The following is a 13,783-nucleotide window of genomic DNA, read 5'->3' on the forward strand; positions in this document are numbered from 1 at the left end:
CCGAGGCCCGGCGCACCGGAGCCGCCGTGGCGGCCGGCCCGTCCCGACTAGGCGCCCGACTAGGCTGGGACGTGATGGCTAAGGACAAGCAGACCGACCCGACGGCTCCCCTGCGTCTCGCGGAGCCCGGCCCCGAGGTTGCCGACGCGGACGCGCAGGCCGGCGCCGACGCGTCCGTCGACGTCTCGGCCGAGACGCCCGAGCAGCGCCGCGCCCGGTTCGAGCGCGAGGCGATGCCGCTGCTCGACCAGCTCTACAGCGCGGCGTTGCGCACGACGCGCAACCCGAGCGACGCCGAGGACCTCGTGCAGGAGACGTTCGCCAAGGCGTACGCGGCCTTCCACCAGTACCGCCCGGGCACCAACCTCAAGGCGTGGATGTACCGCATCCTCACCAACACCTACATCAACAGCTACCGCAAGAAGCAGCGCCAGCCGCTGGAGTCGGACGCGGCCGAGATCGAGGACTACCAGCTGGCGCGCGCCGAGTCGCACTCGTCGTCCGGGTTGCGGTCGGCCGAGGCCGAGGCGCTCGACCACCTGCCCGACAGCGACGTCAAGCGCGCCCTGCAGGAGATCCCCGAGGAGTTCCGGCTCGCGGTCTACTTCGCCGACGTCGAGGGCTACTCCTACAAGGAGATCGCCGAGATCATGGAGACCCCGATCGGCACGGTCATGAGCCGCCTGCACCGCGGCCGGCGCCAGCTCCGCGAGCTGCTGTCCGAGTACGCCGCCGGTCGGGGCTTCGCCCAGGCCGGGGCCGCTGGCACGACGAGCGGGGCGGGCCCGACGGGCCGCCCGGGCACGGAAGGAAGCGGGTCATGAGTCACCACGACAGCACCGGTGGGGACAGCGGGCGCACCGACTGCTCGGAGGCCCTGCTGCGCGTCTACGAGTACCTCGACGGTGAGCTCGGGCCGGAGGACTGCGCCAAGATCCAGGCCCACCTCGACGAGTGCGGGCCCTGCCTCAAGGAGTACGACCTCGACACGACGCTCAAGGCGCTCATCAAGCGCTCGTGCGGTCGCGAGGAGGCGCCCGACTCGCTGCGCACGACGATCATGTCGCGCATCTCGATGACGGTCATCACCGTCGAGCGCGGCCAGTAACCGTCCGGGCCTCGTGCGGCCCGGGAACGACGAAGGCCCGCCTCCCTTGGGGGAGGTGGGCCTTTGACGTCTGCGGCTCAGGCGTTGGGCTTGCGGCCGTGGTTGGCGGCGTTGCCCTTGCGCGAGCGACGCTTGCGGGCGCGCTTGCTCATCGGGGTCTCCTCGTGGATGCTTCTGGGGTGCTGCCCGGAACGGGCACGAAGCCCCGATTCTTCCACACGCGTGGCGGGGCGCCGAATCCACAGGGGGTTTGCGCTCACAAACGTAAAATCTTGGTATAGATCCGGCCGCTTACCACCGGACGTGCTTCCGCATGCCTGCAGGCTGATGTCACCCTGAACGCCGAGGGAAACCTCTGTTGTTCTGTGCTGCCGCAGCAAGCCCCTCCATGGCGCACGCATCCGGAACATCACCACCTGAAGGAGCCCCCACATGTTCGCTGCTCTCCTGTCGGCCCTCGCCGCCACCACCGACTACACCACGCGCGCCGTCATCTCGTTCGCCAGCGTCTGGGGCTGGGGCGGCTGAGCGCGACCTCCACCGACGGCGCCACGGACGTTCCACGTCCGTGGCGCCGTCGCACTACGGTGGACGCCGTGAGCATGGTGACCACGGCGACGAGCCGATCCCGGTGGTTGCCGGTCTACCTCGCGGCCGTGGTGCTGGCATCGGTCCTGACCGGTGTCCTCGCGTGGTTCACCACCCGGCGTCTCGAGCTCGGGCCGCTGCTGCTGCTCTGCGTCATGGGGGTGCTCAGCTTCCAGATCCGTGAGCCGGACGTCGGCCTGAAGATCAGCTTCTCCTTCCTGTCGATCATCCTGGTCGCCTCGGCCGCCATCGTCGGCACGTTCGGCGCGTGGGTCGTGGGCTCGCTGTCGATGCTCGTCGACCGGCGTCAGCGCCGATGGTCGGCGACGATGTTCAACGCGAGCATGAGCGGCCTGCTCGGGGCCGCGGGGGGCCTCGTCTACGCCATGCTCGGCGGCCGGGCGGGGTCCCAGACCGTCGGCAAGGGTCCCGCCGAGCTGGCCACCGCGGTCGGCTGGCCGCTGCTGGCCGCGGACGTCACCGCCTGCCTCGTCAACGCGGCGCTCCTGTCCGGGGTCATCCACCTCGACCAGGGCATCCCGTTCTGGATCCAGCTCCGCCGTGTGCTCAGCGGGTCGGGCCTGGCCTACATCGGCTACGGCGTCATCGGGCTGCTCTTCGTCATCCTGTGGTTCCCCGCCGGACTCGGCCCCTTCAGCGCCCTTCTCGTCATGGCGCCGCTGCTCGCGGCCCGCTGGGCGTTCATCCAGTACGGGGAGGAGCTGCGCTCCCACGAGCGCACCGTGGACACCCTCGTCACGGCCCTCGGCACCAAGGAGCCGGCAGCCGTCGACCGCAGCCGGCGCGCCGCGACGCTCGCCGAGTGGGTCGCCGAGGAGCTCGCCCTGACGCCGGCGCAGATCGGCACGATCCGGTATGCGGCCACGCTGCACGAGATCGGCCACCTCGGGGTGCCGACGCGCCTGCTGCGTCGGGCCCCGGGCGCGCTGACCGAGTCAGAGCGGCGGATCGTCGACCGCCACTGCGTCATGGGCGCCCGCATGATCGAGGGCATCGACTTCCTCGAGGACGCGCGCTCGGGCATCCGGCACCAGCAGGAGCGCTTCGACGGGCGCGGCCGCCCCGACGGGCTCGCCGGCACCGACATCCCCGTCGCTGCCCGGGTGCTCGCCGTCGTCACGGCCGTCGAGAGGTCCTCCTCCGACCCGTCCGCTGCCGCCGGCACCTCGGCCGACCTCTACCGCCGGCTCACCGACGACGGCGGGCGCTTCGACCCGGCGGTCGTCGCCGCCACGTGGGCGGCGCTCGACAAGCACGGCCTGCCGACCAGCGTCGGCTCGGTGTCGTCGTGAAGCGCGGCCTCTACCGGGAGCCGGTGGCGCTCGTCGTCGGCCTGACCGGTCTCGTCGGCAGTGTCGTGCTCGCCGTGGGCGCCGAGGACACCCCCGGACTGGGCTCCCAGCCGGCCATCGGGGTCACGGCGGCCTTCGCCGTCACCATCGTGCTCGGGGAGTGGTTCCAGCTCGCCGCCCCGGGGTTCCGCGGGTCGGCGCCGATCGCCACCGCGACGGCCCTGGCCTTCGCGTTCGCCGTGCGCGTCGGTCCCTCCGTCGAGCTGACCCACTCGACGGCGTTCGTCCTCGCGGTCACGTCGGTGTCGATGGCCCTCGGGGCCGGCGCGCGGGTGCTCGGCGGCCGCGAGGTGAGCCTCGTCGAGACGACCGGGCGGTTCCTCGCCGTGGTGGTGGCCGCGCTGCTCTACCGCACGGTCCACCTGGGGCAGAGCCCCGGCGGAGCCGGTGGAGCTGCCGGAGCCGCCCACGAGGACACCCTCGTGCCGTGGCAGCGGGCCCTGCTCATGCTCGTGATCTGCGTCGCGGCCCTCGTCGCCGACACCCTCTTCACGTCGGTCCTCAGGGCCATGGCGACGGCCGACCTGCGGCGCACGTTCATGGAGGAGGCGCGGTCCTCCTTCGCCCTGTCCGGCGCGGTCGTGGTCACCGGCGTCCTCGTCGCGCTCGCGCTGCCCCCGCTCGGTGTCATCGCGCTGCCGCTGTTCATCCTGCCGCTCGTCCTGACGCTCTTCGCGTTCCGCCGCTACGTCAGCATCCGGGCGACCTACCTGCAGAGCATCCGCACGCTCTCGCGCCTCACCGATGCTGCCGGGTACACCCCGTCCGGCCACTCCGAGCGGGTCGCCTCGCTCGCCGTCCGCGTCGGTCGGCAGCTGGGCCTGTCCGAGCGCGAGCTGCTCGACCTCGAGTACGCGGCGCTGCTGCACGACATCGGCCAGGTGGCCCTCGTCGAGCCGATCCCGGGCGGGGCCACCGTCCTGGCCGCCCCCGCCGACCAGCGTCGCATCGCCGCCGACTCCGTCGCGATCGTCCGCGAGACAGGTGTCTTCGGCGGCGCCGTGCAGATCCTCGAGCACCAGACGACCCCGTACCGGCAGGTCCGCGAGCTCGGCGAGGAGATCCCGCTCACGAGCCGCATCCTCAAGGTCGTCAACGCCTACGAGGACCTCACCGCGGGGTCCCGCAGCGCCCGCGCGCGCGAGGCCGCCGTCGAGCGCATCTACCTCGGCCTCGGCTACGAGTACGACCCGCGCGTGGTCGATGCCCTGCTCGGCGTCCTGGGCTCGACGCTGACCGACTGAGACGGCGCTCACACGTCGGCGTCCGCCCTTGGGCACGAGGCCGGTACATGCCAGACTGTCCGGATCGGGCAACCCCCGGACGCGAGACGACATCGTGCAGGCAAGACCCCCGCACCGCACCACCCAGCGAGGGCCGCCTGCCCTCTTCCTCTCACGCGAACGAGGTGTTCCGTCATGAGTGCGTTGCCCACCAGCCAGCTCGCCGACCCCAGGGACCCGGTCTTCCGGGCCCACGTGGGTGGCAAGCTCGGGGTGCACGCCACGTCCGAGCTGCGCGACGCAGCCGACCTGTCGCTGCTCTACACGCCCGGCGTGGCCGAGGTGTCCCGGGCCATCGCCGCCGACCCCGGCCTGGCCGCCGTCTACACGACCCGGCGCAACACGGTGGCCGTCGTCAGCGACGGCACCGCGGTGCTCGGTCTCGGCGACGTCGGCCCCCTCGCGGCGATGCCCGTCATGGAGGGCAAGGCCGTCCTGTTCAAGCACTTCGCCGGCGTGGACGCGGTCCCGGTGTGCATGGAGACCGGCACCGTCGAGCAGATCGTCGACGCGGTGGCACGCATCGCGCCCACGTACGGCGGCATCAACCTCGAGGACATCTCGGCGCCGCGGTGCTTCGAGATCGAGCGCCGGCTGCGCGAGCGGCTCGACATCCCGGTGTTCCACGACGACCAGCACGGCACCGCGATCGTGGCGCTCGCGGCCCTCGTCAACGCGCTGCGGGTCGTGGGGAAGGCCATGGCCGACGTCACCGTCGTCGTGTCGGGCGCCGGTGCCGCCGGGGTCGCGGTGAGCCGGATCCTGCTGGCGGCGGGCGTCGGTGACGTCGTCGTGGTCGACTCCCGCGGCGTCCTCGGTCCGGACCGCGCGGACCTCGCACCGCACAAGGCGGACCTTGCCGCCGTGACGAACCGCCGTGGCGTGACGGGCGCGCTCGGCGACGCGCTCGACGGCGCCGACGTGCTCGTCGGTGTCTCCGGCGGCACCGTCGCCGAGCGGGACCTCATGCGGATGGCGCCTCGCGCGGCCATCTTCGCCCTGGCCAACCCCGACCCGGAGGTGCACCCGTCCGTCGCCACGCGGTTCGCCGAGGTCGTCGCGACGGGTCGCTCGGACTTCCCGAACCAGATCAACAACGTTCTCGCCTTTCCCGGCATCTTCCGTGGCGCGCTCGACTCCGGCGCGCGCGAGATCACCGAGGACATGAAGCTGGCCGCCGCGTACGCGATCGCCGGCCTGGTCGAGGAGCCAACGGCCGATCTCATAGTCCCGAGCGTCTTCGACGAGCGCGTCGCACCGGCCGTGGCGCGCGCCGTCGCCGCGCTCGCGCCGTAGGAGCCGACGCGTCGACGCCGGACGGATCCCCCCGCCGGACCCGTCAGGCGTCGTCGTCGGGGCGGTCGTCGGGGTGGTCGTCGGGGTCGGTCAGCCCGCGGGCCGCGAGCGCCTCGCCGGTGGACCGGGCGTAGGCCACGACGCGCAGCACCGTGGGCACGACGACCGCCCGCGGGCTGCGTTCGAGGCCGCGGGCCAGCGCCGCTGCCCGGACGGCCGAGAACGACCCCGCGACCCACGGCACCGAGCGCATGACGACCCCAAGCGTCAGGGCCACGACCTCCGGGTCGACGACACGTCGCAGCGGGCGAGCGGCCCGGACGACGCCGTCGAGCAGGTCGGTCACCGGCGTCGTCGCCGTGAGGACGCCCGCGGCGAGGTAGGCGTCGAGGATCCCGAGGACGACCTGGGCTGCGTAGGCCGGCCCCTGGGCCCACCACTGGAACGCGAGGAGAAGGACGAGCACGGGCGCGATCGCGCGCACCGACCGCGCGAGCCGGGCGACGGGCAGGCGGGCCAGCGCGGCGGCCCCGAGGACGAGCCCGAGCGTCACGACCAGCGGTGCCGGCGACCGGGCGAACCACGGCGCCGCACCGACGAGGAGCACGCCGATGAGCTTGAGCCACAAGGGCGCCCGGTGCACCGGCGAGCTGCCGGGCACGTGGGTGGCGAACAGCCCGCCGGCGTTCACGCGAGCTCGGCGAGGGCTCGGTAGTGAGCCACGGCAGGGACCGGCGAGCCGTCGAAGACGACATGCCCGGCGTCGACGACGAGGGTTCGGTCGGCGTCGAGCGCGAGGTCGAGGTCGTGCGTCGCGACGACGAGCGTCTGCTCCAGACCGCCGAGGAGGCGGCGCAGCAGGGCGGTGTTGCGCAGGTCGAGCAGCGTCGTCGGCTCGTCCAGGACGAGGACCGCGGGCTCGGTGGCCAGCACGACCGCGAGCGCCAGCAGCTGCCGTTCGCCGCCGGACAGCTCGTGGACGCTCCGGTCGGCCAGGTGGAGCAGGCCGAACCGCGCGAGCACGGCCTCCGCCGCCGTCCGCCGGTCACCGCGAGACCGGTGCAGGCGCCGCAGCGACAGCTCGACGTCCTCTCGCCCGGTCGGCATGACGAGCTGGGACAGCGGGTCGGTGAAGGCGAAGGCGACGCGTCGACGGACGCGGGCACCGTCCCGACCGGTGTCGAGCCCGTCGACCTCGACGCTGCCGGTCGTGGGCAGGACGAGCCCGTTGAGCAGGCGCAGCAGCGTCGACTTGCCCGAGCCGTTGGCGCCGATGACCGTGACGCGTCGTTCGGTGAGGTCCAGGTCGACGGGGCCGAGGACGGTGCGTTCGCGTCGACCGGGGTCGCCGTCGACCGGGACGGTGACCGTCGCGGCGTCGAGGCGGATGCGGCTCGTCGGAGTCACGCCCGGCGCTGCGGGACCCCGGCGCGCACGAGGACGTCCGGGAACGCGCGGTGCACGGCCGCGGCGGCCACGGCGGCGACGAGCGCCTTGACGAGGTCGCCGGGCAGGAACGGCAGGTCTGCCGTGACGGCGGCCGACAGCGGCAGGTGCAGGTTGGCGACGAGACCGGCGACACCGAGGACGTGGATGACGGCCACCGAGGTGAGCGCCGCGACGACGAACAGCAGCGGCACCCACCAGCGCCGGTCGGCGCGGCGCACGACGAGGGCTGCGCCCGCGCCGGCGACGGCGGCCGCGAGGAGGAACGACACGAGGTACCCGGCGGTCGGTCCGCTCAGCACCTGCAGCCCGGACTGGCCCTTGCTGAAGACCGGGAACCCGACGAACCCGATGGCGAGGTAGACCAGCACGGCCAGCGCGCCGCGACCCGGCCCGAGGACGAGGCCGGTGAGCAGGACCCCGAGGGTCTGCAGCGTGATGGGGACCCCGAGGCCCCCGACGGGGACACCGGGCACGACGGCCGTCGCGACGAGCAGTGCCGCGAAGACGGCGACATGGGCGACGGTGCGGGCGTCGACGCCGCGCGGGCCGCGGGCGTGGCCCGATCCGCTCGTACCGCGGGCGGGCGAGCCGTCGCTGCGGGGGCCGGTCGCGGTGCGGGTGTCGTCGGTCACGGCCCGCACCCTACCCGGGCCGCGCCGGTGCCCCGCTCACTATGGTGCTGGAATGCTCGCCGCCTACGCCTCCAGTCAGTCCGCGTCCGACCCGCTCTCCGGCCTCGTCATCGGCGAGCGACCCACCCCCGAGGCGCGTCCGGGCTGGTCCGTCGTCGACCTGCGAGCCAGTGCGCTCAACCACCACGACGTGTGGTCGCTGCGCGGGGTGGGGCTGCCCGCCGACCGCCTGCCCATGGTCCTCGGCTGCGACGGCGCCGGCGTGGACCCGGACGGTCGTGAGGTCATCGTCCACGCCGTCGTGCCCTCGGACGGCTGGCGCGGCGACGAGACGCTCGACCCACGGCGCACGCTGTTGTCCGAGCTGCACGACGGCACGCTCGCCGAGAAGGTCCTCGTGCCGACGGCCAACCTCGTGCCCAAGCCGGAGGGCATGACGTGGGAGACGGCGGCCTGCCTGTCGACGGCGTGGCTCACGGCCTACCGGATGCTGTTCACGAACTCGGGCGTGCGTCCCGGCGGCACGGTCCTCGTCCAGGGGGCGGGCGGCGGCGTGGCCACGGCCCTCGTGCAGCTGGGCGCAGCCGCCGGCTACCGGATGTGGGTGACCTCGCGCGACGAGTCCCGCGGGGCCCGCGCGCTCGACCTCGGCGCCGACCGGGTGTTCGAGTCGGGGGAGCGCCTCCCCGAGCGCGTCGACGCGGTCATGGAGACCGTCGGGGCCGCGACGTGGTCGCACTCGGTCAACTCGCTGAGCCCGGGCGGCAGCATCGTCATCTCGGGCGCCACGTCCGGCGACGCCCCGCCGAAGGCGGAGCTGACGAAGATCTTCTTCAAGCAGCTGCGCGTCGTCGGCTCGACGATGGGCACGCGCGAGGAGCTGGCCCGACTCGCACAGCTCGTCGTCACGGCCGGCATCTCCCCGGTCGTCGACTCGGTCCTGCCGCTGGCGGATGCCCGCGAGGGGTTCGAGCGCATGGTCGACGGCGACGTCTTCGGCAAGGTCGTCTTCACCGTCGGCTGAACGCGGGCTCAGCGCGGGCCCCGTGCGGGCCCGGTGCGGGGCTCAGCGCGCGTCGGGCGGCGCCGACACGTGCACGAGCACCGCCAGGCCGTCGGCGGACGGGACGTCGGCGTCGCCGCGCAGCCCCTCGGCCCACAGCGCCACCTCGAGCCGGGCCACCGCCCGGCCGAGCTCGTGCGGGCTGTCCGCACCGAGCGTCACCGTGAGCGGGCCGATGTCCGCCGTCCCGGACTCGATGCCGTGCAGCGCCGCGCGCACCGCACGGGACACCGACCCAATGCGGCTGTCCGCGCCTGCAGGCGGGATCCCGACGTCCAGGGCGTCCGCGGTTCCCGGCTCGACCCCGAGGGCGGCTCGCACGGCCTCGACGCGTCCGTAGCCGAACCAGTCGCCGGGACCGGTGCGCACGAGGTCGCGGCCGCGGGGGTGGGCCATGAGCGGCTCGTCGACGAGCGCGTCGTGGAGTCCGCGCACGACCGCGACCGGTACCGCCGCGACCTTGCCCTTGGCCAGGTCGGCGGCCGCGGCCACCTCGTCCGCGATGCACCGGGCGGTGACGTCGAGGCGTCTGCCGTCCGCGTCGGTGGCGCCACGGAGGTCGTCCAGCGTCCGTACGCCGTGCGCCCCCAGGGCGAAGTCGACCTGACCGACGCGCCACGGGCGGCCCGCGGTGTCGGACAGCACGACGCCGACCCGGACGCCGTGCCGCGCGACGAGCGCGTCGTGCAGCTCCGCGCAGATGCCGTCCGGGTCGTGGGGCAGCAGCAGCCAGCCCCCGCGGTCGCCCGTGTTCGAGCCGTCGACGCCGGCCGCTGCCATGATCGGGCCCGCCTTGGCCCGGACGACGCGGGTCACCCGGTCCCCGAGCGAGCGCTCGGCGACGACGTACTCGGTCTCGGCGTGCACGACGCGGTCCTTGTCCGGGTCGTGCGTCACGAGGCCGAGGGACTTGCTCGCGATCTTGCTCGACACGACGACGACGTCGCCGTCCTCGAGGCGCAGCCCGGCGTGCTCGAGCCCGGTCCCGACGACGTCGGCGAGGTCCTCGCCCTCGCGCACCTCGGGGATCCCGGTGAGCGGCAGCACGCTGACCGGGCGCGGCACGGCGGCGTCGGACGTCGGGTGCCCGGCCGTCGCGGGGTCGTGCGTCGTCACGCGGGGGTCCTCGCGGGACGCAGCCGCAGCGCCAGGTCGAGCGCCGCCCCGGCCAGGTCGGCGGCTGCGTCGGGCGAGCTCATGAGCAGCGGGCGGTGGACCACCTGCAGGCCGCGCTGCGGCGGCATCGGGTCGTCCTCGGCCACGAGCCAGCCGTCGAGGAAGTCGGCGTAGAGGCCGGCGACACCGGCGCTCGACTCCTCGACGCCGATGGTGCGCAGGCAGACGTCGGCGTGGCCGCGGACCGGGCGCCCGCCGACCAGGGGTGAGACGCCGACGACCGGGGCCCGGCTGCCGCGCAGCGCGTCGCGGACGCCCGGGACCCCGAGGACGATGCCGATCGACACGACCGGGTTGCTCGGTGGCAGGAGGACGACGTCGGCCTCGCGGATCGCGTCGAGGACGCCGGGGGCCGGGGCGGCGCCGTCGAGCCCCGCCACGACGAAACGCTCGGCCGGCAGCTCGGCGCGGTGCCGGACCCACCACTCCTGGAAGTGGATCGCCCGCGGCTGTCCGTCCTGCTCGACGACGACGTGGGTCTCGACCGGGGTGTCGGTCATCGGCAGCAGCCGCACGCCCTGCTCGGGCAGCCCCCACCGCGCGGCCAGCCGGTCGACGACGGCCGACAGGGGCCGGCCCTGACCGAGCAGCTGCGACCGGTAGACGTGGGTGCCGAAGTCCTTGTCGCCGAGGGTGAACCACTGCGGCGTCGCTCCGAGCGCGGCGAGCTCCTCGGCGAGGTGGTGCGTCTCGTCGGCACGGCCCCAGCCCTGGCCCTCGTGGACGGCTCCGCCCAGGGTGTAGAGCAGCGTGTCGATGTCGGGGCACACCCGCAGGCCGAAGAGCGTGATGTCGTCACCCGTGTTGCCGATGACGGTCAGCTCGACCGGCTCGTCTCCGACGACGGACGCGGGGGAGTGGACGTGGCGGAGCAGGCCGCGGAGGAACCGGGCGCCGCCGACGCCTCCGGCGAGGGCTGTGATGCGCATGCAGCGATCCTCTCAGCCCCGTGCAGCCGCGTCCGAAGACGGGTCGGAACCCGTTCTACCACAGCCGGGAAAGCGCCTCACCGAGATCGAGCGAATATCACTAACGGGCTTGACGTAGGGCGTATGACACACATGTAATTTCATTGTTGTATTCGTCGGGGTCGGTACCGAGGTCGACGGGCTCACGAAACGGTGGGTCGATCTGCCAGGGGAACGGTGCCGCCGGGTACAGCGAGTGCTGACACACAAGAGAGTCAGGGTCGAGGAGGGGTCATGCACGAGCTGATGGTGGTCATGTCGGACGTCGGGACGGAGGAGGGCGAGCTCTCCTGGCAGGAGCGGTCGCTCTGCGCCCAGACCGATCCGGAGGCGTTCTTCCCGGAGAAGGGCGGCTCCACGCGCGAGGCCAAGAAGGTCTGCGTCGGGTGCGAGGTGCGCGCAGAGTGCCTCGAGTACGCCCTCGCGAACGACGAGCGCTTCGGCATCTGGGGCGGTCTGTCGGAGCGCGAGCGCCGCAAGCTGAAGAAGCGCGCGGTCTGACCGTGGCCATAGGACCCGGGCCCCAGCCGGTGTCCGGGTGAAGGTGACCGCTGTGCCCGACGAGCTCGCCGATGACCGCAGCGCCCCCCACGGGGGCGCCGCGCACGGGTCGATGTCCGCTCCCTCCACCGGACCCCGGCCCAGCGCGCAGGTCGCCGCGATCGTCGTCGTGCACAACGGTGCGACGTGGCTGGCGCAGTGTCTGGACGGGGTCGCCACCCAGACACTGCCGCCCGCCCGTCTCCTCGTCGTCGACGTCGCGAGCAGCGACACGTCGGCGGCGATCGCGCAGGCCCACGGGCGCGTCCGGGCGGTGGTGCCCCACGTGGACATGCTGCGTCTGCCGGGCCGGGTCCCCCTGGGCCGCGCCATCGCGGCCGGCATGGAGCGGCTGCACGCCGTCGCCCCGGGCGCCGGGGGCACCGGCCCGGAGTGGGTGTGGGTGCTGCACGACGACACCGCGCCGGCACCGACGGCGCTGGCCCGCCTCCTCGAGGAGGGGCTGCGCTCGCCGTCCGTGGGGATCGCCGGGCCCAAGCTCGTCGCGTGGGACGACCCGCGACGCCTCGTCGAGCTCGGCATCCAGATCACCCGTACCGGCCGCCGGCTCGGTCGCCCCACGCGGGGCGAGGCCGACCAGGGCCAGTACGACCACCGCACCGACGTCCTCGCCGTGAGCACGGCGGGGATGCTCGTGCGCCGGGCCGTGTGGGACGACCTCGGCGGGTTCGACCCCGCGTTCACCGAGTACGGGGCCGACCTCGACCTCGGTTGGCGGGCCCAGCTGGCCGGCCACCGCGTCGTCGTCGTCCCCGGCGCCGTCGTGCGGGACGCGTCGGCCGGCGTCGACGGCACCCGGCCCGGGGGACCGCGCCCGCGTGAGGTCGAGCGCCGCTCCCGTTGCGCCGCCAGACAGGTGACCCTGGCCCGCTGCGCGCCGGTGCTCGCGCCGTTCCTCGCCGTGTGGCTCGCGGCCTCGAGCGTCCTCGGCGCCCTCGGCCTCCTCGTGGCCAAGCGGCCGCGGCTCGCGTGGCGCGAGCTGTCCGACGCCTCCGCGCTGCTGCACCCTGCCGCGACGACCGCGGCCAGGTGGCGGGGCCGGTCGACCAAGCGCCTGCGCCGCGGCGACCTGGCGACGCTCTTCGTGCCGCCGTCCGTCGCGGCGCGCACGACCCTCGACCACTTCCAGGACGCCATCGCCCCCGAGCGTGCCGCGCACCGCGAGGCCGCGCCGACCACCGAGACCGGACCGACCGCCGAGGACACCGACTCCCTGGCGCACCTGCCGGCCTCGCTCGGGCGACGGGTCCTGACCCACGCCGGGTTCCTCGCCGTCCTCGCCGCCCTCGTCGCCGCCGTCGCGGCCTGGCGCGACACCATCCGGGCCGGTGGCCTCTCGCCGACGCACACCGGTCTGGCGGGTGGCGAGCTGCGCCCCGTCGCCACCGGGTCCGACGGGCTGTGGCACTCCTTCCTCGACGCGTGGCACGGCGCCGGCCTCGGCACCGCGGTCGACGCCGGGCCCCACCTCGCGGTGCTCTCCGGTCTGACGTGGCTGGCCGAGCGCCTCCCCGGAGTCGCCGACGGCCGGTCCAGCGCCGGCGTGACGATCGCCTGGCTGCTGTTCCTCGCGCCCGTGCTCGCGACGTGGTCGGCCTACCTCGCCGGACGCGTCGTCACCACCTCCCGGGTCGCCCGCGGCACGGCCGCGCTCGCGTGGGGGTCCTCGGCCGTGCTGGTCACGGGCGCGGCCCAGGGTCGCGTCACCCTCGCCGTCGCGCACGTCCTGCTGCCGTTCGTCGTCGCCGGGTACGCCCTCGCCGCTCGCCGTGACGGCACCTTCACCGCCACCTTCGCCACGGCCCTGGCCACGGCGGTGACCGGCGCGTTCGCGCCGCCGCTGCTGGCCGTCTCGGTCGCCGCCGCGCTCCTCCTGCTCCTGCTCGGGCCGGGGCTGCGCCGCGCGCGTGCCCTCGTCCTGCTCGTCGTGCCCACCGCGCTGCTCGGCCCGTGGGTGGTTCGGTTCGTCGAGGACTGGCACCTCCTGCTGTCAGGCCCCGGCCTCGTGGCCACCGGGTCCGACGCGGGCCCCTGGGGGCCGGTGGCGCTCGTCCTCGGGCAGCCGGGTGCCTCGTCGTGGACCGCGTGGCTCGTGGCACCCGTCGTCCTCCTCGGGGTCGCCGGGTTCGCAGTTCGGGCCCGGACCCGGACCGAGTCGGTCGGGCTCGCCGTCGGCGGGCTGCTCGCGGTCGTCGGCCTCGCTGCCGCGCTCGGCGGCTCGCGCGTCGTCCTCGGCTCCGCCGAGACCGGCGTCGGCACGTCGGCGGCCGCGCACCTGTGGGCCGG

13 protein-coding genes and 1 pseudogene are annotated in these 13,783 nt (G+C 74.3%); 8 read left to right on the plus strand and 6 right to left on the minus strand.

The window, feature by feature from the left end; translation table 11 throughout:
- The first annotated feature begins 71 nt into the window (after positions 1-71).
- Positions 72-824, plus strand: coding sequence for a sigma-70 family RNA polymerase sigma factor (locus tag AC1VM9_RS13490; RefSeq protein ID WP_483122994.1), 753 nt, complete (start codon positions 72-74; stop codon positions 822-824).
- Positions 821-1,108: a mycothiol system anti-sigma-R factor gene (rsrA, locus tag AC1VM9_RS13495; RefSeq protein ID WP_481339705.1), complete on the plus strand. Its 288-nt coding sequence runs from the start codon at positions 821-823 to the stop codon at positions 1,106-1,108. The genes AC1VM9_RS13490 and rsrA overlap by 4 nt, the downstream gene beginning before the upstream one ends.
- Before the next feature lie 77 nt (positions 1,109-1,185).
- Here rsrA and AC1VM9_RS13500 read toward each other — a convergent pair whose 3' ends face one another.
- Positions 1,186-1,260, minus strand: a complete 75-nt coding sequence (locus AC1VM9_RS13500) for a 50S ribosomal protein bL37 (protein WP_369791897.1) — start codon at positions 1,258-1,260, stop codon at positions 1,186-1,188.
- A 450-nt stretch (positions 1,261-1,710) separates the two neighbouring features.
- On the opposite strand from AC1VM9_RS13500, the gene AC1VM9_RS13505 reads away from it, so the two are divergent.
- The 3 genes from AC1VM9_RS13505 (at position 1,711) to AC1VM9_RS13515 (ending at position 5,648) form a co-directional block, all read left to right on the plus strand.
- A complete protein-coding gene (locus tag AC1VM9_RS13505) occupies positions 1,711-3,009 on the plus strand; it encodes an HD-GYP domain-containing protein (protein WP_481347369.1) in 1,299 nt (432 codons plus the stop codon).
- On the plus strand, positions 3,006-4,313 hold the full coding sequence (locus AC1VM9_RS13510) for an HD-GYP domain-containing protein (RefSeq protein WP_481339708.1): 1,308 nt from the start codon (positions 3,006-3,008) through the stop codon (positions 4,311-4,313). The genes AC1VM9_RS13505 and AC1VM9_RS13510 overlap by 4 nt, the downstream gene beginning before the upstream one ends.
- Positions 4,314-4,487: 174 nt before the next feature.
- Positions 4,488-5,648, plus strand: coding sequence for an NAD(P)-dependent malic enzyme (locus tag AC1VM9_RS13515; RefSeq protein ID WP_483122995.1), 1,161 nt, complete (start codon positions 4,488-4,490; stop codon positions 5,646-5,648).
- A gap of 43 nt (positions 5,649-5,691) precedes the next feature.
- Here AC1VM9_RS13515 and AC1VM9_RS13520 read toward each other — a convergent pair whose 3' ends face one another.
- Genes AC1VM9_RS13520 through AC1VM9_RS13530 form a run of 3 tightly spaced genes read right to left on the minus strand, consistent with a single transcriptional unit; the run spans position 5,692 to position 7,729 of the window.
- Entirely contained in the window at positions 5,692-6,339 is a 648-nt protein-coding gene (locus AC1VM9_RS13520; RefSeq protein ID WP_483122996.1) for an energy-coupling factor transporter transmembrane component T family protein, read from the minus strand.
- Entirely contained in the window at positions 6,336-7,055 is a 720-nt protein-coding gene (locus tag AC1VM9_RS13525) for an energy-coupling factor ABC transporter ATP-binding protein (protein WP_481347366.1), read from the minus strand. Before AC1VM9_RS13525 ends, AC1VM9_RS13520 begins: the two co-directional genes overlap by 4 nt.
- On the minus strand, positions 7,052-7,729 hold the full coding sequence (locus tag AC1VM9_RS13530; RefSeq protein WP_481339717.1) for a biotin transporter BioY: 678 nt from the start codon (positions 7,727-7,729) through the stop codon (positions 7,052-7,054). The genes AC1VM9_RS13525 and AC1VM9_RS13530 overlap by 4 nt, the downstream gene beginning before the upstream one ends.
- A gap of 52 nt (positions 7,730-7,781) precedes the next feature.
- Here AC1VM9_RS13530 and AC1VM9_RS13535 point away from each other — a divergent pair, with 52 nt between their 5' ends.
- Positions 7,782-8,753 carry a zinc-binding dehydrogenase gene (locus AC1VM9_RS13535; RefSeq protein ID WP_483122997.1) on the plus strand — a complete coding sequence of 324 codons (972 nt, stop codon included), beginning with the start codon at positions 7,782-7,784 and terminating at the stop codon, positions 8,751-8,753.
- A gap of 42 nt (positions 8,754-8,795) precedes the next feature.
- Here AC1VM9_RS13535 and AC1VM9_RS13540 read toward each other — a convergent pair whose 3' ends face one another.
- Both AC1VM9_RS13540 and cofD read right to left on the minus strand, forming a co-directional pair.
- Complete coding sequence (locus tag AC1VM9_RS13540; RefSeq protein WP_483122998.1) at positions 8,796-9,908, minus strand: coenzyme F420-0:L-glutamate ligase; 1,113 nt, start codon at positions 9,906-9,908, stop codon at positions 8,796-8,798.
- The gene (gene cofD, locus AC1VM9_RS13545) at positions 9,905-10,897 is read right to left on the minus strand and encodes a 2-phospho-L-lactate transferase (RefSeq protein WP_483123000.1); all 993 of its coding nucleotides are present in this window, start codon (positions 10,895-10,897) and stop codon (positions 9,905-9,907) included. Before cofD ends, AC1VM9_RS13540 begins: the two co-directional genes overlap by 4 nt.
- A 273-nt stretch (positions 10,898-11,170) precedes the next feature.
- On the opposite strand from cofD, the gene AC1VM9_RS13550 reads away from it, so the two are divergent.
- Together AC1VM9_RS13550 and AC1VM9_RS13555 are read left to right on the plus strand one after the other, a co-directional pair.
- Positions 11,171-11,437, plus strand: a complete 267-nt coding sequence (locus AC1VM9_RS13550; RefSeq protein WP_076258264.1) for a WhiB family transcriptional regulator — start codon at positions 11,171-11,173, stop codon at positions 11,435-11,437.
- A 112-nt stretch (positions 11,438-11,549) separates the two neighbouring features.
- Positions 11,550-12,221: pseudogene (locus AC1VM9_RS13555) on the plus strand (glycosyltransferase); the annotation flags it as partial.
- Positions 12,222-13,783 lie beyond the last annotated feature (1,562 nt).

The sequence above is a fragment of the Monashia sp. HAY1-11D genome, assembly GCF_056868035.1.

Excerpts from the sequence above, each read along its gene's own strand:
- AC1VM9_RS13515 (WP_483122995.1), top strand. The coding sequence starts at position 4,488 with ATGAGTGCGTTGCCCACCAGCCAGCTCGCCGACCCCAGGGACCCGGTC.
- AC1VM9_RS13505 (WP_481347369.1), top strand. The coding sequence starts at position 1,711 with ATGGTGACCACGGCGACGAGCCGATCCCGGTGGTTGCCGGTCTACCTC.
- rsrA (WP_481339705.1), top strand. The coding sequence starts at position 821 with ATGAGTCACCACGACAGCACCGGTGGGGACAGCGGGCGCACCGACTGC.
- AC1VM9_RS13550 (WP_076258264.1), top strand. The coding sequence starts at position 11,171 with ATGCACGAGCTGATGGTGGTCATGTCGGACGTCGGGACGGAGGAGGGC.
- AC1VM9_RS13535 (WP_483122997.1), top strand. The coding sequence starts at position 7,782 with ATGCTCGCCGCCTACGCCTCCAGTCAGTCCGCGTCCGACCCGCTCTCC.
- cofD (WP_483123000.1), bottom strand. The coding sequence starts at position 10,897 with ATGCGCATCACAGCCCTCGCCGGAGGCGTCGGCGGCGCCCGGTTCCTC.